The organism is Xanthobacter nonsaccharivorans, assembly GCF_043194755.2.
Taxonomy (GTDB): domain Bacteria; phylum Pseudomonadota; class Alphaproteobacteria; order Rhizobiales; family Xanthobacteraceae; genus Xanthobacter; species Xanthobacter autotrophicus_G.
This window is the reverse complement of the sequence record NZ_CM195526.1, coordinates 3,152,680-3,173,262: the sequence shown is the minus strand read 5'-3', so window position 1 is coordinate 3,173,262 and position 20,583 is coordinate 3,152,680. Positions and strand designations below refer to the sequence as shown.

At 70.7% G+C, this 20,583-nt stretch carries 13 protein-coding genes and 1 riboswitch; of the genes, 11 read left to right on the top strand and 2 right to left on the bottom strand.

Annotated elements, in window-relative coordinates; translation table 11 throughout:
• Positions 1–512: 512 nt before the first annotated feature.
• The 6 genes from V5F59_RS14565 to V5F59_RS14540 all read left to right on the top strand — a co-directional run bounded on the left by V5F59_RS14565 (position 513) and on the right by V5F59_RS14540 (position 12,424).
• Positions 513–1,955 carry an efflux RND transporter periplasmic adaptor subunit gene (locus tag V5F59_RS14565; protein WP_393982918.1) on the top strand — a complete coding sequence of 481 codons (1,443 nt, stop codon included), beginning with the start codon at positions 513–515 and terminating at the stop codon, positions 1,953–1,955.
• The gene (locus V5F59_RS14560) at positions 1,952–5,059 is read left to right on the top strand and encodes a multidrug efflux RND transporter permease subunit (protein ID WP_393982919.1); all 3,108 of its coding nucleotides are present in this window, start codon (positions 1,952–1,954) and stop codon (positions 5,057–5,059) included. The genes V5F59_RS14565 and V5F59_RS14560 overlap by 4 nt, the downstream gene beginning before the upstream one ends.
• Entirely contained in the window at positions 5,056–8,322 is a 3,267-nt protein-coding gene (locus V5F59_RS14555; RefSeq protein WP_393982920.1) for an efflux RND transporter permease subunit, read from the top strand. Before V5F59_RS14560 ends, V5F59_RS14555 begins: the two co-directional genes overlap by 4 nt.
• Before the next feature lie 10 nt (positions 8,323–8,332).
• A complete protein-coding gene (locus tag V5F59_RS14550) occupies positions 8,333–9,733 on the top strand; it encodes an efflux transporter outer membrane subunit (RefSeq protein ID WP_393982921.1) in 1,401 nt (466 codons plus the stop codon).
• 167 nt (positions 9,734–9,900) lie between these two features.
• Positions 9,901–11,127 (top strand): ABC transporter substrate-binding protein, encoded by a 1,227-nt coding sequence (locus V5F59_RS14545; RefSeq protein ID WP_393982922.1) that lies wholly within the window; start codon positions 9,901–9,903, stop codon positions 11,125–11,127.
• Between the two features lie 362 nt (positions 11,128–11,489).
• Positions 11,490–11,709, top strand: a riboswitch (cobalamin riboswitch).
• Positions 11,710–11,746: 37 nt separating this feature from the next.
• Positions 11,747–12,424 (top strand): energy-coupling factor ABC transporter permease, encoded by a 678-nt coding sequence (locus V5F59_RS14540; RefSeq protein ID WP_393982923.1) that lies wholly within the window; start codon positions 11,747–11,749, stop codon positions 12,422–12,424.
• 88 nt (positions 12,425–12,512) lie between these two features.
• On the opposite strand, the gene V5F59_RS14535 is transcribed toward V5F59_RS14540, so the two are convergent.
• Together V5F59_RS14535 and V5F59_RS14530 are read right to left on the bottom strand one after the other, a co-directional pair.
• Positions 12,513–12,827 (bottom strand): DUF983 domain-containing protein, encoded by a 315-nt coding sequence (locus V5F59_RS14535; protein ID WP_509211231.1) that lies wholly within the window; start codon positions 12,825–12,827, stop codon positions 12,513–12,515.
• 525 nt (positions 12,828–13,352) lie between these two features.
• On the bottom strand, positions 13,353–13,862 hold the full coding sequence (locus tag V5F59_RS14530) for a MarR family winged helix-turn-helix transcriptional regulator (RefSeq protein WP_393982925.1): 510 nt from the start codon (positions 13,860–13,862) through the stop codon (positions 13,353–13,355).
• A gap of 150 nt (positions 13,863–14,012) precedes the next feature.
• Between V5F59_RS14530 and V5F59_RS14525 the strand changes: the two genes are divergently transcribed.
• The 5 genes from V5F59_RS14525 to V5F59_RS14505 are packed head-to-tail and all read left to right on the top strand — an operon-like array spanning position 14,013 to position 20,554.
• A complete protein-coding gene (locus tag V5F59_RS14525) occupies positions 14,013–15,296 on the top strand; it encodes an amidohydrolase/deacetylase family metallohydrolase (RefSeq protein ID WP_393982926.1) in 1,284 nt (427 codons plus the stop codon).
• Positions 15,293–16,144: an alpha/beta hydrolase gene (locus tag V5F59_RS14520; RefSeq protein WP_393982927.1), complete on the top strand. Its 852-nt coding sequence runs from the start codon at positions 15,293–15,295 to the stop codon at positions 16,142–16,144. Before V5F59_RS14525 ends, V5F59_RS14520 begins: the two co-directional genes overlap by 4 nt.
• Positions 16,141–18,501, top strand: a complete 2,361-nt coding sequence (locus V5F59_RS14515) for a xanthine dehydrogenase family protein molybdopterin-binding subunit (RefSeq protein ID WP_393982928.1) — start codon at positions 16,141–16,143, stop codon at positions 18,499–18,501. The genes V5F59_RS14520 and V5F59_RS14515 overlap by 4 nt, the downstream gene beginning before the upstream one ends.
• Positions 18,498–19,361 (top strand): FAD binding domain-containing protein, encoded by an 864-nt coding sequence (locus V5F59_RS14510; RefSeq protein ID WP_393982929.1) that lies wholly within the window; start codon positions 18,498–18,500, stop codon positions 19,359–19,361. Before V5F59_RS14515 ends, V5F59_RS14510 begins: the two co-directional genes overlap by 4 nt.
• Positions 19,358–20,554, top strand: coding sequence for a 2Fe-2S iron-sulfur cluster-binding protein (locus V5F59_RS14505; RefSeq protein WP_509211100.1), 1,197 nt, complete (start codon positions 19,358–19,360; stop codon positions 20,552–20,554). The genes V5F59_RS14510 and V5F59_RS14505 overlap by 4 nt, the downstream gene beginning before the upstream one ends.
• The last annotated feature ends 29 nt before the right edge of the window (positions 20,555–20,583 follow it).

Here is a 20,583-nt window from a genome sequence, read left to right as displayed (position 1 = left end):
CTTCTGGAAGTTCAGCACCTTCAGGCCTGTTTCGGTATCCGAAGGACTGCCGAAACGGGATTCGGCGGCTGTTTCGGCTGATGCGCCGTTCCCCTCGCGCAAGCCGGGCGAGGGGAATTGGGCCAGAATATCTGAATACCTCAACCGGTGCGTTGCCGTCGACACCCCGCGGGGAGGGGAAGGGGGCGCTCCTTCGCCACAGCCGGGGTCGGCCAGGACCGAAGGGAGCTTCCATGTCCTCCGGCCGGTCGGGCGGGTGCGGCACCGGGCCGCGAGGCGCCCTGCCTGTCGAGCGGACTTCCCCACTCCCGCCGAATCGCGCACGGGCAGCCGCCTCCCGGCAGGGGCGGCGCCGGACGCAAAGGGCTTTATTTCAGCCACAGGATCGGGATAACCATGGCCGGGCTTCGGCCCATCCTTGCCGCAATCTCGAAGGGGCGTTCGAGGGGGAGGATGGATCGGGCCGGTTCGCCGTGCGCGGGCCGTAAGCCATGTCGTGAGAGACCGGCAGGATGGACGATCAGGTTTCGGGTCGCGTCGGAACGCCCTCGCCGACGCGCGCCCATGGACGGATGCGGGTGGTTCTTGGGCTCGTCGCGGCGCTCGCCCTTGCGGGGGTGGGCTTCCAATACTGGCGATCGCCTGCGCCGCCGGTCGGCCCAGGGGCAGGCGCGGCAGGCCAGGGCGCGGCAGGGGCCGGAGCCGGGCGGTCGCGGCAGGCGCCGGCCACCAGCGTTTCCATCGGCACCGTGACGAAGGGGGACATCACCGTCACCGTCCGGGCCCTGGGCACGGTTACCTCCATCTCGACGGTGACGCTGCGGCCGCAGGTGAGCGGCCAGCTCCAGAGCGTGAATTTCACGGAGGGGCAGGCGGTCAGGAAGGGCGACCTGCTGGCGGTGATCGACCCGCGCCCGTTCCAGGCGGTGCTGGCGCAGGCGCAGGCGCAGCTTGACCGCGACAAGGCGCTGCTGGCGGGCGCCAAGGTGGACTTCGACCGCTACCAGGGCCTTTCCGCCCAGAATGCGGTGCCGCGCCAGACCCTGGACACCCAGAAGGCGCTCGTCGCCCAGTACACGGCCACCGTGGAAGCGGACAAGGCGACGGTGGAGACCGCCTCCATCAATCTCGGCTTCACCCAGATCCGCGCCCCGGTGGATGGCCGCGCCGGCCTGCGGCTGGTGGACCAGGGCAATTACGTGACGCCGGGCGACACCACCGGCATCGTGGTGCTCACCCAGCTGAAGCCCATCAGCGTGGTGTTCTCCGTGCCGGAGGACCGCCTCGCCGAGATTTCCCGGCGCCTGCGCGACGGCGCGCAGCTGAAGGTGCATGCCTTCGACCGCACGGGCCAGACGCGGATCGCCGAGGGCGTCCTGCGCACCTTCGACAGCCAGATCGACCAGACCACCGGCACCATCAAGCTGCGGGCGGATTTTCCCAATGACGACCTGACGCTGTACCCCAACCAGTTCGTCAATGTGATCCTCGACGTGGACGTGCATGCCGGGGTCGCCATCGCCCCCACGGCGGGCATCCAGCGGGGCGTGCCGGGGACCTATGTCTACCTCCTGAACGCGGACCAGACCGTGTCCCTGCGGCCCGTCACCCTGGGCATCAGCGCAGGGGAGCAGGTGGAGATCCTCTCCGGCCTCGTGCCCGGCGACCGGATCGTGGTGGAGGGGACGGACCGGCTGCGCGACGGCGCCACCGTCAACGTCCGCGCCCCGGTGCCGGAGGGGGCGCCGGCGGCCGGCGGGCCGGGCGCGCCCGGCAAGGCGGGGCGGAAGCCGGCGGACGAGGGCCGGCCGGATGCGGGCCAGGACGCGGCCGATGGCGCGGGCCAGAGTGTCCCCAAGGATGCCCCCAAGGATGTCCCCGGGCAGGCACCGAAGGATGTCCCCGGGCGTCCCCGCGCCGACAGCGGCCAGACGGGCGGCGCGGCCGCGCGATGAACCCCTCGCGCCCCTTCATCCTGCGGCCGGTCGCAACCACCCTCACCATGGTGGCGATCCTGCTCTCGGGGGCGATCGCGCTGCTGTTCCTGCCGGTCTCGGCCCTGCCGCAGGTGGACTACCCCACCATCCAGGTGCAGACCTTCTATCCCGGCGCCAGCCCGGACGTGATGACCTCGTCCGTCACCGCGCCGCTGGAGGTGCAGCTGGGGCAGATCCCCAACCTGGCGCAGATGGCCTCGCAGAGCTCGGCCGGGGCCTCCACCATCACCCTGCAGTTCAACCTCTCGGTGCCGCTGGACGTGGCCGAGCAGCAGGTGCAGGCGGCGCTGAACGCCGCCGGCAACCTCCTGCCCGCGGACCTGCCGGCGCCGCCCATCTACGCCAAGGTGAACCCGGCCGATGCGCCGGTGCTGACGCTGGCGCTCACCTCGAAGACCATGCCGCTGCGCGACATCCAGGCGCTGGCCGAGACGCGGCTGGCGCAGAAGATCTCGCAGCTGCCGGGGGTGGGCCTCGTCTCCATCAGCGGCGGGCAGCGGCCGGCGGTGCGGGTGCGGGCGGACCCGCGCCGGCTCGCCGCCTACGGCCTCAACATCGACGACCTGCGCACCACCCTTTCCAACGCCAACGTCAACGCGCCCAAGGGCGGGTTCGACGGGCCGACCCGCGCCCAGACCATCAACGCCAACGACCAGCTCACCAGCGCCGCGCAATATGCCGACCTCATCGTCGCCTATCGCAACGGCGCGGCGGTGCGCCTCACCGACGTGGCGAGCGTGGTGGACGGGGTGGAGAACGACCGCCTCGCCGGCTGGATGAACGACATTCCCGCCATCATCCTCAACATCCAGCGCCAGCCGGGCGCCAACGTGATCGGCGTGGTGGACCGGGTGAAGGCGCTCCTGCCCCAGCTCGAGGCGGCGCTGCCCGCCGAGATCGACGTGGCGCTGCTCACCGACCGCACCACCACCATCCGCGCCTCGGTGCGGGATGTCGGCTACGAGCTCACCCTCGCCGTCATCCTCGTCATCCTCGTCATCTTCGTCTTCCTGAGGAGCGCGCGCGCCACCCTGATCCCAAGCCTGTCGGTGCCGCTCTCGCTCGTCGGCACGCTCGGGGTGATGTACCTGTTCGGCTACAGCCTCAACAACCTCACCCTCATGGCGCTCACCATCGCCACCGGCTTCGTGGTGGACGACGCCATCGTGGTGATCGAGAACATCTCCCGCTACATCGAGGAGGGCGAGAGCCCGCTTGCAGCGGCGCTGAAGGGCTCCGAGCAGATCGGCTTCACCATCATCTCGCTCACCGTCTCGCTGATCGCGGTGATGATCCCGCTTTTGTTCATGGGCGACGTGGTGGGCCGGCTGTTCCGCGAGTTCGCGGTGACGCTCTCCACCACCATCCTCGTCTCCGGCGTCGTCTCGCTGACGCTGGTGCCCATGGCCTGCGCCAAGCTGCTGAAGCCGATGGCGGAGGAGCACGAGAACCGCCTGCAAAGGGCCAGCCGGGACTTCTTCGACAGCGTGATCCGCCTCTACGCCCGCGCCCTCGACGTGGTGCTGGCCCACGAAGGGGCGACGCTGCTGGTCTTCGTCGCGACGGTGGCGCTCACCGGCTATCTCTACGTGGTCATCCCCAAGGGCTTCTTCCCGCAGCAGGACACGGGCGTGATCCAGGCGATGACGGAGGCCTCGCAATCCGTCTCCTTCTCGCGCCTGGCGGATCTGCAACAGGCGCTGGCGCGGGTGATCGCCGCGGATCCGGACGTGGAGGGCCTGTCCTCCTTCATCGGCGTGGACGGCGCCAACGCCACGCCCAATGTGGGGCGCATGCTCATCAATCTGAAGCCGCACGATGCGCGCAAGGCGTCCATCGACGCGATCATCGCCCGCATGAAGCGGGAGGCGGCGCAGGTTCCCGGCATCCAGCTCTATCTCCAGCCGGTGCAGGACCTGACCATCGACGGCGGGGTGAGCCGGACCCAGTACCAGTTCGTGCTGCAGGATGCGAACGGGCCGGAGCTGGCGGAATGGACGCCGCGCCTCGTCTCCCGCCTCTCCGAGCTGCCGCAGCTCGCCGACGTGGCGAGCGACCTCTCCCAGACCGGCCTTTCCGTCTCCATCGACATCGACCGCGACCGGGCGGCGCGCTTCGGGATCACGCCCGCCACGGTGGACAACGCGCTGTACGACGCCTTCGGCCAGCGCATCGTCTCCACCATCTTCACCGCATCGAGCCAGCAGCGGGTGATCCTGGAGGCGGCGGAGGACCTGAAGAGCACGCGGGAGGCGCTCGCCTCCCTCTATCTGCCGTCCGCCGCCGGCACGCAGGTGCCGCTCTCCGTGCTGGCGACCGCGCGGGTGGAGACGGCGCCGCTGCTCGTCTCCCACCTCGGCCAGTTTCCGGCGACCACCATCTCCTTCAACCTCGCCCCCGGCGCCTCCCTCGGCGAGGCCATTGCCGCCATCCGGCAGGCGAAGGACGGGATGGGCATGCCGGCGAGCATCGTGGCGAGCTTCCAGGGGGCGGCGCGGGCGTTCGAGGCCTCCCTGTCGAACCAGCTGCTGCTGGTGCTGGCGGCGCTGGTCACCGTCTACATCGTGCTGGGCGTGCTCTACGAGAGCTTCGTCCACCCGCTCACCATCCTCTCCACCTTGCCGTCGGCGGGCATCGGCGCGCTGATCGCCCTGATGCTGGCGGGGGAGGACCTCACCATCATCGCCATCATCGGCCTGATCCTGCTCATCGGCATCGTGAAGAAGAACGCGATCATGATGATCGACTTCGCCCTCGATGCGCAGCGCAGCCAGGGGATGTCGCCGCGGGAGGCGATCCGCACGGCGTGCCTCCTGCGCTTCCGGCCGATCCTGATGACGACGCTCGCCGCCATCCTCGGCGCGCTGCCGCTGATGCTGGGCGCGGGCGTCGGCTCGGAGCTGCGCCATCCCTTGGGCGTCTCCATCGTCGGCGGCCTCCTGCTCAGCCAGCTCCTGACCCTGTTCACGACACCGGTGATCTATTTGTGGTTCGACCGCCGCCGCCTCGGCGCGCGGGGCGGGGAGGGCGTCCCGGCGGAGCCGACGGGGGCGCGGCCGTGAGCCTGTCCGCCCCCTTCATCCGCCGGCCCGTGGCGACCACGCTCATCACCTTCTGGGTGTTCGCCGCGGGGCTCGTCGCCTGGCCTCTGCTGCCGGTGGGGCCGCTGCCGGCGGTGGACTTCCCCGTCATCACCGTGACGGCGAACCTGCCCGGCGCGAGCCCGCAGGTGGTGGCCGACACGGTGGCGAGCCCGCTGGAGCGCCATCTCGGCACCATCGCCGACGTCACCGAGATGACCTCGTCGAGCACCAGCGGCAGCGCGCGCATCACGCTGCAGTTCGGCATCGACCGCGACATCAACGGCGCCGCCCGCGACGTGCAGGCCGCCATCAACGCGGCGCGCGCCGACCTGCCGACGAGCCTGCGCTCCAACCCCACCTACCGGAAGGCCAATCCGGCCGACGCGCCGATCATGATCCTCTCGCTCACGTCGGATGCGCTCTCCCGCGCGCAGATCTACGACGCGGCGAGCACCATCCTCGCCCAGCGCCTGTTCCAGGTGGAGGGGATCGGCGACGTGACCGTGGGTGGCGGCTCCCTGCCGGCGGTGCGGGTGGAGCTGAACCCCAACGCCCTCTACAAGTACGGCATCGGCCTGGAGGACGTGCGCGCGGCATTGGGCGCCGCCAATGCCCACAGCCCGAAGGGGGCGATCGACGAGGGAAAGCTGCGCTTCCAGGTCTATGCCAACGACCAGGCGCTGAAGGCCGACGACTACCGCGACCTCATCGTCGCCTATCGCAACGGCGCGCCGGTGCGGCTCTCGGACATCGGCGAGAGCGTGGATTCCATCGAGAACATCCGCTCCATGGGCCTTGCCAACGGCAAGCCGGCGGTGCTGCTCATCCTCTACCGCTCGCCCAACGCCAACATCATCGACACGGTGGACCGGGTGAGCGCGCTGCTGCCGACGCTCGCCGCCTCCATCCCGCCCTCCGTGGACCTGAAGGTGGTGATGGACCGCTCCACCACCATCCGCGCCTCGGTGGAGGATGTGGGGCGCACCCTCGCCATCTCGGTGGTGCTGGTGATCGTGGTGGTGTTCGCCTTCCTGCGCGACTGGCGGGCGGCGCTGGTGCCCATCGTCGCCGTCCCGGTGTCCCTCGTCGGCACGCTGGGCGTCATGTATCTCGCCGGCTTCAGCATCGACAACCTGTCGCTGATGGCGCTCACCATCGCCACCGGCTTCGTGGTGGACGACGCCATCGTGGTGCTGGAGAACATCGCCCGCCACCGGTCCGCGGGCCTCTCGGGCATGGAGGCGGCGCTGAAGGGCGCGGGGGAGGTGAGCTTCACCGTGCTCGCCATGAGCGTCTCGCTCATCGCGGTGTTCATCCCCATCCTGCTCATGGGCGGGCTGGTGGGCAGGATCTTCCGCGAGTTCGCGCTGACGCTCTCCGCCACCATCCTCGTCTCGCTCCTCGTGTCGCTGACGACCACGCCCATGATGTGCGCGCTGCTCCTGCGCAGCGAGGAGGGGCGCCGGCACGGCCGCCTGTTCCTCGCCAGCGAGCGCGTGTTCGAGGCGACCCTCGCGCTCTACCGCCGCACGCTGGGCTGGAGCCTGGACCATCCGCGGCTGCTGCTGGCCGTCTTCCTCGGCACCATGGCGCTGACGGTGCACCTCTACATCGTCATCCCCAAGGGCTTCCTGCCCCAGCAGGACACCGGCCGCCTCGTGGGCATGATCCAGGCGGACCAGGCCATCTCCTTCCAGGCCCTGTCGGAGAAGGTGAAGCGCTACGTGGACATCGTGCGCGCCGACCCGGCGGTGGATTCCGTGGTGGCCTTCACCGGCGGCGGCAATGCCGGCTTCGCCTTCGTCGCGCTGAAGCCGCTGGCGGAGCGCGGCATCTCCGCCGACGAGGTGATCGGGCGGCTGCGGCGGGGGCTCGCGGCGGTGCCGGGGTCGAACCTTTTCCTGCAGGCGGCGCAGGACATCCGCGTGGGCGGGCGCCCCTCCAGCGCCCAGTTCCAGTACACGCTGGAAGGCGACAGCTTCGACCGCCTTACCGAATGGGCGCCCAAGCTTGTGGCCGCCCTCCAGCGCGACCCGCGCCTGACCCAGGTGAACAGCGACCAGCTGTCCGGCGGCCTGCAGACCGAGGTCACCATCGACCGCGACACCGCCGCCCGCCTCGGCATCACCGTGGGGCAGATCGACAACACGCTTTACGACGCCTTCGGCCAGCGGCAGGTGTCCACCATCTACGTGGCGCGCAACCAGTATCACGTGGTGATGGAGGTGGCGCCGCGCTTCTGGCAGAATCCCGACGTGCTGAACGAGGTCTTCATCAGCACCTCGGGCGGCGCGGTGGGCGGCGCGCAGGGCACGGGAGCGGTGGCGGGCACCTTCGCGGTGCCGGGCATGGCCGCGAAGGACGCCGCCTCCGACACCGCCCGCAACGCCGCCACCAACGCCATCGGCGCGCGGGGCCGGGGCGCCACCTCCACCGGCTCGGCGGTGAGCACCAGCGCCGCGCCCATGATCCCCCTCTCGGCGGTGGCGCGCTTCGGCACCGGATCGACGCCGCTGGCGGTGAACCACCAGGGCCTGTTCGTCGCCACCACCCTGTCCTTCAACCTCGCCCCCGGCGCGGCGCTGAGCGATGCGGTGACGGCGGTGACGGAGGCGGAAGCCGCCATCGGCATGCCCGCGAGCGTCCACGGCAGCTTCCAGGGCACGGCCAAGGCGTTCCAGCAGTCGCTCTCCAGCCAGCCGCTGCTCATCCTCGCGGCGATCGTCGCCGTCTATCTGGTGCTGGGCGTGCTCTACGAGAGCTTCGCCCATCCCGTCACCATCCTCTCCACCCTGCCGTCGGCGGGGGTGGGCGCGCTCATCGCCCTCATGGCCTTCGGCAGCGAGTTCAACGTGATGGCGCTGATCGGCGTGCTGCTGCTCATCGGCATCGTCAAGAAGAACGCCATCATGATGATCGACGTGGCGCTGGAGGCGCAGCGGCACCAGGGCATGGCCCCGCGCGACGCCGTGTTCCACGCCTGCCTGCTGCGCTTCCGCCCCATCATGATGACCACCATGGCGGCGCTGTTCGGCGCCATTCCGCTGATGGTCGGCTTCGGCGAAGGCAGCGAGCTGCGCCGGCCGCTCGGCATCGCCGTGGTGGGCGGTCTGCTGCTCAGCCAGCTGCTCACCCTCTATACGACGCCGGTGGTCTACCTCTATGTGGAGCGCCTGCGCGGACGGCGCTCCGCTGCGGACCGGCGCGCCCGGCTCGCGCCGCCGCCGGCCCCTGCCGAATGAGATGGACCCCGTGACCACACCCTTCCGTCCCGGACGCCGGGCGATCCTCGCCGGCGCGCTCGCGCTGCTGCTCCCGGGCTGCCTGCCCGAGGCGGAGACGCCGGCCACCGGCATCGCCGTGCCGCCCCGCTTCACGGAAGGGCCGGCCAACCCCGACGCCAGCCTGCCGCAGCCGGACTGGTGGCGCGGCTTCCGCGCGCCGGACCTCACCCGCTTCGTGGAGCTGGCGAGCACCTACAATCTCGACATCGCCGTGGCGGTGGCGCAGATCATCCAGGCGGATGCGCAGGTGGGCATCTCCGGCGCGCCGCTCTATCCCACCCTCACCTTCGACGGCACGGCGGAGCAGGTGCGCACGGCCGGCAGCAACGGGAGCCCGGGCACCACCCGCGGCCTCAACGTGCTGGGCCTGTCCGCCGGCTACATGGTGGATTTCTGGGGCCAGTACCGCAACGGCCTCTATGCCGCGCAGGAGAGCGCGGCGGCGGCGCGCTTCAACCGCGACGTGGTGGCCCTTTCCACCCAGGTGGCGGTGGCCAACACCTATTTCCAGATCCTCGCCTCCCGCGACCAGCTGAACATCGCCCGGCAGAATCTCGAGGCGGCGACCCGCATCCTCGACCTGGTGAAGCGGCAGTTCGCGGGCGGCACCGTCTCGCAGCTGGACGTGTCGCAGCAGGAGGCGCTGGTGGCGCAGGTGCGCGCCTCCATCCCGCCCATCGAGATCACCTTGCGCCAGAACGTGGCCGCCCTCGCGGTGCTGGTGGCGCAGACGCCGGAGACGCTCAGCGCCCCGCGCGGCGGCCTCGCGCAGATCGCGGTGCCGCGGGTGACGCCGGGCCTGCCCTCCGATCTGCTGCTGCGGCGGCCGGACGTGGCGCTGGCGCAGGCGCAGCTCCAGTCCTCCGGCTTCAGCGTGGCGGCGGCGCAGGCGGCCATGCTGCCGCAGATCCAGCTCACCGCCACCGGCGGGGTGCAGAGCGCCGCCCTCAAGGCCCTGTTCCAGCCGGGGGCGTGGTACTACACGCTGGTGGCCGGCCTGACCCAGCCGATCTTCGACGGCTATTTGCTGGAGAGCCAGCTGGTCCAGGCCAAGGGCCTGCAATTGCAGTACCTTCAGTCCTATCGCAAGGCCATCCTCTCCGCCTTCGCGGACGTGGAGAAGGCTCTGGTGGCCCTCGACCAGACCAACCGCCAGGTGAAGCTCCAGGGCGACGTGGTTTCGAGTTCCCGCACCGCCTTCCAGGTGGCGGAATCCCAGCTGGCGGGCGGCACCACCACGCTGGTGGCGGTGCTGCAGGCCCAGCAGACCTTCTTCACCGCCGAGGTGGGCCTCGTGCAGGTGCGGCTCCAGCGGGTGCAGGCGGCGACCAGCCTGTTCCAGGCGCTGGGCGGCGGCTGGGGGTCCTGAGCCGATGCGGCAGCGGCTCCCCGGATCGGCCGGGCGGCGCCTTTTTCCGCGGGCCTTAATGACGGAAAGTATATGTTAAACGAACGTATATCGCGTCATATCCGTAAATTAATTGATCCACTCGATATTGTCGGTTAATCGGTCCCACAAATTCGTGGAGACCGTTCATGCGTCGTGTTCCCGCCCGTTGGGCAATCCTTGTCGCCGCGCTGGCTGTTCCCTTTCTCGCCGGCGCGGACATCGCCCGGGCCGACCAGAAGCCCCTGCGCATCGGCGTGCTGAACGACCAGTCCGGCATCTATGCGGACATGGCGGGGCCGGGCTCGGTGATCGCGGCGCAGATGGCGGTGGAGGATTTCGGCGGCAGCGTGCTGGGCCGGCCCATCGAGATCATCGCCGGGGACCACCAGAACAAGCCGGACGTGGGCGCCGCCATCGTCAGCCGCTGGATCGACCAGGACGGGGTGGACGTGATCGCCGATATCCCCACCTCCTCCGTGCTGCTGGCGGTGCAGGAGATCGGCCGGGCGAAGAACAAGCTGGTGCTCGCCTCCACCGGCGGCTCGTCCGACTTCACCGGCAAGGCCTGCGCCCCCACCGGCATCCACTGGACCTACGACACCTATGCGCTGGCCGCCGGCACGGGCGCCTCGCTGGCCAAGGACGGGCCGTGGTTCTTCATCACCGCCGACTATGCCTTCGGCACGGCGCTGGAGCGCGACACGGCCAAGGCGGTGGAAAAGGGCGGCGGCAAGGTGGTGGGCGCCGTGCGCCACCCCCAGGGCGCCTCGGACTTCTCCTCCTTCCTGCTGCAGGCGCAGGGCACGGGCGCCAGGCTCATCGCCTTCGCCAATTCCGGCGCGGACCAGGTGAACGCCATCAAGCAGGCGAACGAGTTCGGCATTCCCCAGTCGGGCATCAAGCTCGCGGGGCTGTACCTGCACATCACCGACATCCACGCCATCGGCCTCCAGACGGCCCAGGGCCTCATCCTCACCCAGGGCTTCTACTGGGACCTCAATGACGAGACCCGCGCCTGGTCGAAGCGGTTCTACGAGCGCCACAAGGCCATGCCCACCATGGGGCAGGCCGGCACCTATTCCGCCATCCTGCACTATCTGAAGGCGGTGAAGGCCGCCGGCACCACCGACACGCAGGCCGTGGTGGGGCAGATGAAGGCGACGCCGGTGGACGATTTCTTCGCCCACGGCGGGCGCATCCGCGAGGACGGCCGCATGGTCCACGACCTGTACCTGCTGCAGGTGAAGGCGCCTGCCGAGCAGAAGTATCCGTGGGACTATCTGAAGCTCATCCGCGTCATTCCGGGCGACGAGGCCTTCCGCCCGCTGAACGAAGGCGGTTGCCCGCTGGTGAGCCAGCAGGCCGCCAAATAGTCTTCGCCCCCATCCGCGGCCTGCCGACCCGGCGGGCCGCGCCGGCATTGTGCTCCCGTCCACACAAGGCCTTGCCCGAGGTCGCGGCGTTCACGCCTGGACCTTGGAGCGTTTGTCGAATCGTGCCCCGGACGGAGCCGATAGCCGATGCCCTGGAGGCCGGATCCGCTCGCTTAGAGACGCCGGAGGGCGGACCACCTGTGCGGAACGCGCTCTGGCGCGCGGGGGGAGGGGGGCTCCGCGCCGGGCCCCATCGGCTCACGGTGGTAGAGGCGCGGTGGCCGTATGCACGGCGGTCTTCATGTTCCGCCCGGTTCGCCTTATCCCCTGCGCGCAGCTTGACAGGCGGGCGCGTTCAGCGCCCTTTTGCAGGTGCGTAAGGTGCTCCGGGTGCATCGCATCCGGACTGAAACGGGAACGGGGAAGGGCGTCGCCACGCCTGAAGCCCCGACCGCCCCCGCGACTGTGAGCGGCGAGCGGCCTTCCATTGTGTCACTGGCAACGGCTTTCGCCGATGCCGGGAAGACGGAGGGTTTGCTGCGACCCGCGAGTCAGGAGACCGGCCTTGCGCATCGGTCTGGCTTGGCGCCGTCGGGTGAGACGGCGAAGGAGAAACACGATGCATATCGAACCCGGTCTTGTGGACGGCGGGAAGATCTGGCTCAGCTACGTCACCGCGGCAGGCGTGGGCGGCTATGGCCTGAAGCTCGCCTATGAGGCGGCCCGCGAGCGCGGCCTCGTCTCGCTCGCGTCGCGCAGCGCGGCGGCCACCGCCCTCGTCTTTTCCTTCTTTGAGGTGCTGCCCCACTATCCGGTGGGTGTCTCGGAAGTGCACCTCATCCTCGGCTCCACCCTGTTCCTCATCTTCGGCATGGCGCCGGCGGCCATCGGCCTCGCGTTCGGCCTGCTCATCCAGGGCCTGTTCTTCGCCCCGTTCGACCTGCCGCAATACGGCATGAACATCACCACGCTGCTGGTGCCGCTGTTCGGCCTCGGCATGGTCGCCCGTCGCACCATCGCGCCCAACACGCCCTATGTGGAGCTGAAGTACGGCCAGGCGCTGGCCCTCTCCACCACCTACCAGGCCGGCATCGTCGCCTGGGTGGCGTTCTGGGCCGTCTACGGCCAGGGCTTCACCGTGGACAACATCGCCTCCGTCGCCTCCTTCAGCGGGGCCTACCTGCTGGTGATCCTGGTGGAGCCGCTGGTGGACCTTGCCGTGCTCGCCGCCGCCAAGGCGCTCCACGCCCTCAAGGGCAACATGCTCATCGAGAAGCGCCTCTACGAGGCGGTCTGAAGCCGGGCGGCGCGTGCCGCCCGAACCGGACGCAAGCTCGACGCCGGCGGCACCCCCGCCGGCGTTTTTCGTTGGGGCTGGCGCGGCGCTACCGCACCTCGGGCAGGGGGCCGTCTCCCGCGTCCGGCTCCCGCGGATCGAGGCCGCCCACGCGGTGCGCCCAGGAGAGCCCCACCAGCAGGCCCTTGGCGCGCGGCAGCACCTGGAGGGCGGTCGTCACGGCCACCGCCTCGCTGGCGGCGATCTCCAGAACGAGCGGCACGCTGCCGAGCAGCTCCAGCACGCCGCCGAGCACGGCCGCCGCGACGAAGGCGAGGGGCACGGCCACGGCGGGCACCGCATCGCAAATGCGCGGATGGGCAAGGGCCGCGCCGCAGGGTGGGCATAGGTCGTGCACCACCATCCAGCTGTGGAACAGGGAGGCTTCTCCGCAGGCGGGGCAGCGCCCCGACCAGCCGCGCCTGGCCGCCTGCTTTACCGGGCGGGGCGAGGCGGAGCCGGTGTGGGCATCAACGGGGCGCGCCGGCAGGGGACGAGGGGGGAAGCAGGCTTCGCCGGTGGGCGCGGCATCCTCCGCGTCGGACAGGGCGCCGTCGTCCGCCCAGGGCGAGGCGCGGTGGGCGTGCGCGTCGAAAGGGGATGAGGCCAGGGGCGAGCCCGATGACGAGCGTCGCCAGCGGAGGGACGGCGGCGGCCGGGACCGTCCATCGGTCGGACGAAAGCGGGCGAGCATGAGGGCAGGGATGACCGGGCGGGCAGGAGAGGAATTCCTCCCTACATGGGCACCGCGGCGCTGGCCTTGATCTGCCCCAACACCGGCAAGGCCCGCTTGGGGCCAAGTGTTACGGAGCGAGCCGAGACGCGCGCGGCGATGTCGCTGCTGTCCGCTGCGGGGGCAGATGTCGACGGGGCAGGCAGCTGCTTAAATCTAGAGCAAGTCGAAACCGCTCTGGCGGCCCCCATGGGCCGCGACGATTTTCTTCATCGCCTCAATGAGATGATGCTGCTCCTCGGGGCTGAGCATCTCCACCGTGGCGGCATGGGCCTTGCGGGCGGAGGCTTCCATCTCCACCAGCATCCGGCGCCCGTCCTCGGTGAGGGAGCAGCTCTGCGAGCGGCGGTCCGTGGCCGAGGTGCCGCGCTTCACAAGCCCCCGCGCCACAAGGCGTTTGAGAGCGCCGGTGGTGGTGGTGCGGTCGAGCGCGACGATGCGCGAGAGGGTGGTCTGGTCCGCCTCCTCCCGCCCCGCCAGGGCGCTCAGCAGGCTGTATTGCACCGGGGTCACACCGAAGGGCGCGCACAGCTCAGAAAATAGGCTGACGTGGATCTGGTGGACCCGCCGCGCGAGGAAGCCCGGCCGGTCGAACAGCGGCCACGCCTCGGAGGCGTCCGATGGTGCGGTGTCCCCGGAAGCCTTTGTGTTGCTGCTCTTTTTCATCCTGCCCCCGTGTCCGCGCGGCGTTCCCGGCCAACCGTGGATTTGATCCATGTCAATTCTGGCATGTCCCGTGCATTGAGGGAATACGAAGCATGCTTCGCAATTTCCCGGCGCGCCGTCAGGCCGCGCGTGCATGGATGGAGACCCCTGATGGCTGAACCTGCGGGCTACGATATCGTCCTGAAAGGCGGGCACGTCATCTGCCCGGCGTCCGGCATCGACGGCGCTTATGACGTCGCTGTGCGCGACGGGCGCATCGCGGCGGTGGCACAGACGATCCTGCCCTCCAGCGCGGTGGAAGTGATCGACGTGTCGGGCAAGCTCGTGCTGCCGGGCCTGATCGATACCCACGGCCATGTCTATCAATATGTCACCGGCCGTTTCGGCCTGAATCCCGACATGGTGGGTGTTCAGTCCGGCGTCACCACCGTGATCGACCAGGGCGGCCCCTCCTGCATGACCTTGCCCGGCTTCCGCAAGTTCATCGCGGAACCTGCCCATACCCGCGTTTATGCTTTCCTCTCCGCCTATCTCGTGGGCGGCCTGGAAGGCCATTACTATCCGAACCTCTACAGCCCCGATTGCGTGGACATCGATGCCACCGTGCGCTCGGCGGTGGCGAACCGCGACATGGTGCGCGGCATCAAGGGCCATGCGGAGATCGGCGGCTTCGCCCGCTGGGGCATCCGCGTGATGGAGATGGCGGCGGAGATCGCCCGCCAGGCGGAGATCCCGCTCTATGTGCATTTCGGCGCCCTCTGGGGCCTGCCGGAGAGCGGCGCCAACGGCGAGGATGCGGACACCATCCTGGAGCGCGTCATCCCGCTGCTGAAGGCGGGCGACATCCTCGCCCATCCCTTCACCCGTCATCCCGGCGGCTTCGTGAACCGCGAGGGGCAGGTGCACCACGTGATCCAGGCGGCGCTCGACCGCGGCCTGAAGGTGGACGTGGGACACGGCAGCCACTTCTCCTACCGGCTCGCGAAGAAGGCCATCGCCGCCGGCGTCGTGCCGCACACGCTGGGGGCCGACATGCACGGCTACAACACCCACGTGCCCGCGCCCGCCGGCACCCCGGCCGAGCACCATGACGACGAGAACCACCCCTTCAAGGGGCAGGCGCGCTTCAGCCTCACCCAGGCCATGAGCTCCATGATGGCGCTTGGCCTGTCGCTCGAGCAGGTGGTGCCCATGGTCACCTCCAACCCCGCGCAGATGCTCGGCTTCTCCGACCGGATCGGGGCGCTGAAGGTGGGCTATGCGGCGGATGTCTCGGTGCTGGACGACAATCGCGGCCGCTTCCTCCTGCGCGACAACGAGGACACCAAGGTGATCGCCGAGCGCCTGCTCACGCCCGCCTTCTGCCTGCGGGCGGGCAAGCGCTTCGACGCCACCGCGCCCATCCTGCCCCTGCCGCAGGCGGTGGCGGCGTGAGCGCGCCGGCCTCGAAGCCGGCGCCGCAGGAGGTCTGGGAGAGCCTCTCCCAGGCCGAGCGGGACGCCGCCTACAACAACAATGCCGCGGTGCCCACCAGCGCGGCATGGGTGGCGGAGCGCGACGGCGCTGCCGCCGCCTTCCGGTCGTCGGCGAAGGCGCTCCTTGATCTTCCTTATGGCCCCGGCGCGCGGCAGAAGCTCGATCTTTATCCCGGCACGCGCGGCGCTCCCTGCCTCGTCTTCATCCACGGCGGATACTGGCAGCGCAACTCGCGCGAGGTGTTCGCCCATTATGCCGAAGGGCTGCTGGCCCACGGCTGGTCCGTCGTGATGCCGAGCTACACCCTCGCGCCCGAGGCACGGCTGGGCGACATCGTTAAGGAGATGGAGGCAGCGCTCGATCTTGTCGCCGGCCTCGGCGCCGAGCACGGCTTCGGACCCATGGTCGTCTCCGGCTGGTCCGCCGGCGCGCAGCTGGCGGTGCTGGCCCTCGATCATCCGGCGGTGGCGGCTGGGCTCGCCGTCTCCGGCGTCTATGAGCTGGCGCCGATCCGCGACACCTATCTCAACGGGGCGCTCGACCTCTCCCCGGAGGAGATCGCCGCCTTCTCGCCCTTGCGCCATGCGCCTTCGCCCAAGCCGCTGGTCATCGCCTATGGAACGGCGGAAGTGCCGGCGCTGGTGCACGATTCCCGGGCCCTCGCGGCGCAGCGCGTGGCCGCCCATGCGCCGGGCGCGCTGCTGCCCATCCTCGGCGCGCACCATTTCTCCATCCTCGACGAGCTGCGCCGGCCCGACGGCCAATTGGTGCGCGCCGCGCGCGATCTGACGGGAGGCTTGTCATGAGCGCCACCGAGGTTCGGTCCGAGGGGGTCGGTGCGCGCCTGCCCCGCAAGGAGGATGACCGGCTGATGCGCGGGCGCGGCCAGTTCATCGCCGATATCCGCATGGCCGGAATGCTGGATGTGGCCTTCGTGCGCAGCCCGCTGGCCCATGCCCGCATCCGCGCCATTCACGTGCCGGAGGACCTGAAGGGCAGCGTCTTCACCGCCGCGGACCTCGACGGGGTGAAGCCCATCCGCGCCGTCTCCGGCCTGCCGGGCTTCAAGGTGTCGGAGCAGCCGGTGCTCGCCACGGGCAAGGTGCGGCAGGTGGGCGAGCTCGTCGCCCTGTGCGTCGCCCCCACCCGCGCCGAGGCCGAGGACATGGCCGCCCGGGTGGTGCTGGACCTCGACGAGCTGCCCGCCCTCCACGACATGCTGGAGGCGCGCAAGCCCGGCGCGCCGTTGGTGCACGAGCACTGGGGCGACAACGTCTTCCTCGAAAGCCTCGTGGACATCGACATCGCCGCCGCCTTCGACGCGCCGGTGAAGGTGACGCGCACCATCGCCACCGCGCGCCAGTGCATGGCGCCCATCGAGGGGCGGGGCACCGTCATCCATTTCGATCACCGCTCCGATCAGCTGGTGGTGCATACCGCGAGCCAGATGCCGCACATCGTGCGCTCGGGCCTGTCCGAATGCCTGGGGCTGGAGGAGGGGCAGATCCGCATCGTCTCCCCCGATGTGGGCGGCGGCTTCGGCTACAAGGCCATCCTGCTGGCGGAAGAGGTCTGCCTCGGCTGGCTGGCGCGGAAGCTCGGCCGGCCCGTGCGCTGGCTGGAGGACCGGCGCGAGCACCTGACCGCCAACGCCAATTGCCGCGAGCATCATTACGAGATCACGCTCTATGCCGAGCGCGACGGCACGCTGCGCGGCATCGACTGCGAGGCGACGGTGGATAGCGGCGCCTATTCCGCCTATCCCTTCTCGGCCTGCCTCGAAGCCGCGCAGGTGGCGAGCATCCTGCCGGGGCCCTACGATTTTCCGGCCTACCGCTGCCGCACCTGGTCGGTCGCCACCAACAAGTGCCCGATCCTGCCCTATCGCGGGGTGGCCCGCACCGGCGTGTGCTTCGCGCTGGAAGTGGCGCTCGATGCGCTCGCGGCGGAGCTGGGCCTTGCCCCGGAAGTGGTGCGCTTCAGGAACCTTGTGCGGCCGCAGCAGATGCCGTTCGACAACATCACGAAGAAGCATTTCGACAGCGGCGACTATCCCGAAGCGCTCCGGCAGGCGCTCGGCGCCATCGGCGCGGATCAGGTGCGCGCCCGCCAGCAGGCCGGCGAAGAGGACGGCCGGCGCATCGGCCTCGGCTTCTCCATCTATTGCGAGCAGGCGGCGCACGGCACCTCGGTCTATTCCGGCTGGGGCATTCCCATGGTGCCGGGCCATGAGCAGGCCGGTGCGCGCCTCACCCCGGACGGCGGGCTGGAGCTGCGCGTCGGCGCCCATTCCCACGGCCAGGGGCTGGAGACGACGCTGGCGCAGGTGGCGCACGAGATCCTCGGCATCCCGGTCGCCCGCACCCGCCTCGTGCATGGCGACACGGCCCTGACGCCCTATTCCACCGGCAGCTGGGGCTCGCGGGTGATGGTGATGGCCGGCGGCGCCGTGGCCACGGCCTGCACCGAGCTCTCCGAACGCATCCGCCGGATCGGCGCCCACATGCTGCAGGCGCGGCTGGAAGAGGTGCGCCTTGAGGGCGGGCGCGTGGTCGGCCCCGCCGGCGATGTCTCCATCGGCCAGGTGGCGCACACCTGGTACCGTCGCCCGCAGGACCTGCCGGCGGACGTGGATCCCCACGGGCTGGAGGTCACCGCCGGCTACAAGCCGGTGCGCGACAGCGGCACCTTCAGCTACGCCGCCCATGCGGTGGTGGTGGCGGTGGACCCCGGCCTCGGCGAGGTGGAGATCCTCGACTACGCCATCGTGGAAGACGGCGGCACCCTGGTGAACCCCATGGTGGTGGACGGGCAGATCCTCGGCGGCCTCGCCCAGGGCATCGGCACCGCGCTCTATGAGGAGATGGCCTTCGACACCTCCGGCCAGCCGCTGGCCTCGACGCTGGCGGACTATCTTCTGCCCGGCGCGCCGGAAGTGCCCATGCCCTTCATCGGCCATATGGAGACGCCTTCGCCCTACACGCGGTTTGGCGTGAAGGGCATCGGCGAGGGCGGCGCCATCGCCCCGCCGGCGGCCATCGCCAACGCCATCAACGACGCGCTCCGGCCATTGGGGGTGGAGATGCTGCGCTCGCCCGTCACGCCACGGCGGATCATGGAGAAGGTGCTGGCCGCGGGCCTCAGGGACAGGAGCGCCGCATGAAGCCCGCGCCCTTCCGCATCGAGCGCCCGCGGACCGTCGCCGAGGCGGTGGCCCTGCTCGCCTCCGCCGGAGACGGCGCCAAGGTGATGGCCGGCGGCCAGTCCCTCGGCCCCATGCTCAATTTGCGCCTCGCCAGCCCTGCGTTGGTGGTGGACGTCTCCGGCATCGCCGAGCTCAAGACCGCCTCGGACGACGAAGGCCACGTGACCTACGGCGCCCTCGTGACCCATGCGGATGTGGAGGATGGCCGCGTGCCGGATGTGGGGACGCACATCCTCAGGCGGGTCGCGGGCGGCATCGCCTATCGCGCCGTGCGCAACCGGGGCACCATGGGCGGCAGCCTGTCCCACGCCGACCCGGCCGCCGATTGGGTGAACGCCCTTTCCGTCCTCGCCGCGGAGGTGGAGGTCGCCGGGCCGTCCGGGCGGCGTTGCCTGCCGCTCGCGGACTTCCTCACCGGCGCGCTCTCGACGGCGCTCGGGGCGGGGGAGATCCTCGTCGCCATCCGCGTGCCCAAGGTGCCGGCCGCCGCGCGCTTCGGCTATGTGAAGCACTGCCGCAAGGTGGGCGAGTTCGCCCACGCCATCGGCGCCGTGCTGGCCGATCCCGCCGCCGGCACCGTCCGCGCGGTGATGGGCGCCATCGACGCGCCGCCCCTCGTCATGGCCGATGCGCGGCCCCTGTTCGGCGGTGCCATCGATACGGCCTTCGCGAACCGCTTCGATGCCGGCGTGGCCGACGCGGCGCTGCGGGCCGCGGGCATCGCCGACGCGGTGGACCGCCACATCCATGTGGAGGTGCTGAGCCGCGCCGCCCTTCAGGCGAGCGCCCTTTTCACCGACGGAAGGAGCGCGGCATGAACGCCCCCCTCAAGCACGACGGTGCCGCGCGCATGATCCGCCTCACCGTCAACGGACGCGCCGTCGCCGCGGAGGCGGAGGGGCGCACCAGCCTCGCCGATTTCGTGCGCGACACGCTGAACCTCACCGGCACCCACACCGGCTGCGAGCACGGCGTGTGTGGCGCCTGCACCCTGCTCGTGGATGGCGAGCCGGCCCGTGCCTGCCTCGCCTTCGCCGGTGTCTGCCAGGGGGCGGAGGTCGTCACCATCGAGGGGCTCGACGAGGACGAGGTGACCGCCGCGCTGCGGGCCGCCTTCAATCGGGAGCACGCCCTGCAATGCGGCTTCTGCACGCCGGGCATGCTGGTGTCGGCGCGGGACATCGTGCTGCGCCTGTCCGAGCCGGACGAGACGCGCATCCGCCTCGGCCTTGCCGGCAACCTCTGCCGCTGCACCGGATATGCGGGCATCGTGAAGGCGGTCGCGTCCGTCATCGCCGCGCGCCGCGCCGGCGGCCTCGCGCCGGCCGCCGCCGGGCGCCCCCTGGGCCCGGTGGGGGCGCGGGCGGCCAGCGCGGCGCCGGCGGCGGCGCAGCCCGTCGCCGCTCCCGCCGCTCCCGCGCCGGTGCGCGCCATCGCGCGGCTCGCCGACGATTTCACCCCGGCCCACAGGTTCGAGCAGAGCTTCGATGTGCCCTTCGAGCCGGATGTGGTGTTCGCATTGTTCGCCGACATCCCCGCGGTGGCCGCCTGCCTGCCGGGCGCGGTGGTGGACGCCATGCCCGCGCCGGACCGGGTGGAAGGCGGCATGCGCGTGGCGCTCGGCCCCATCCACGCCACCTTCCGCGGCACGGCCCGCCTCACCCGCGATGCGTCCGCCCGCGCCGGCACCATCCGTGGCGCCGGGGCGGACGGCGGCTCCAGCACCGAGGGGGAGATAAGCTATCGCGTCCTGCCCGGCATGGCGCCCGGCACCGCCCGCGTGGCGCTTGAGGTGGGCTACACGCTGAAGGGGCCGCTCGCCCAGTTCGGCCGCCCGGGCCTGGTGCGCGAGGTGGCGGGTCGCCTCGTTTCCGCCTTCGCCGCGAACCTCGCGGCGCGCCTTTCCGGCACGCCGGCCCCGGCCCATGCGACGCCGGGGCTGAACCCCCTGCGCCTTGCGCTCGATCTCATCGCCGCCCGCCTCGCCGCCCTCTTCGGGCGCGGCGGTTGATCCCCCTTCAAGACCCTGACTGCCCCGAG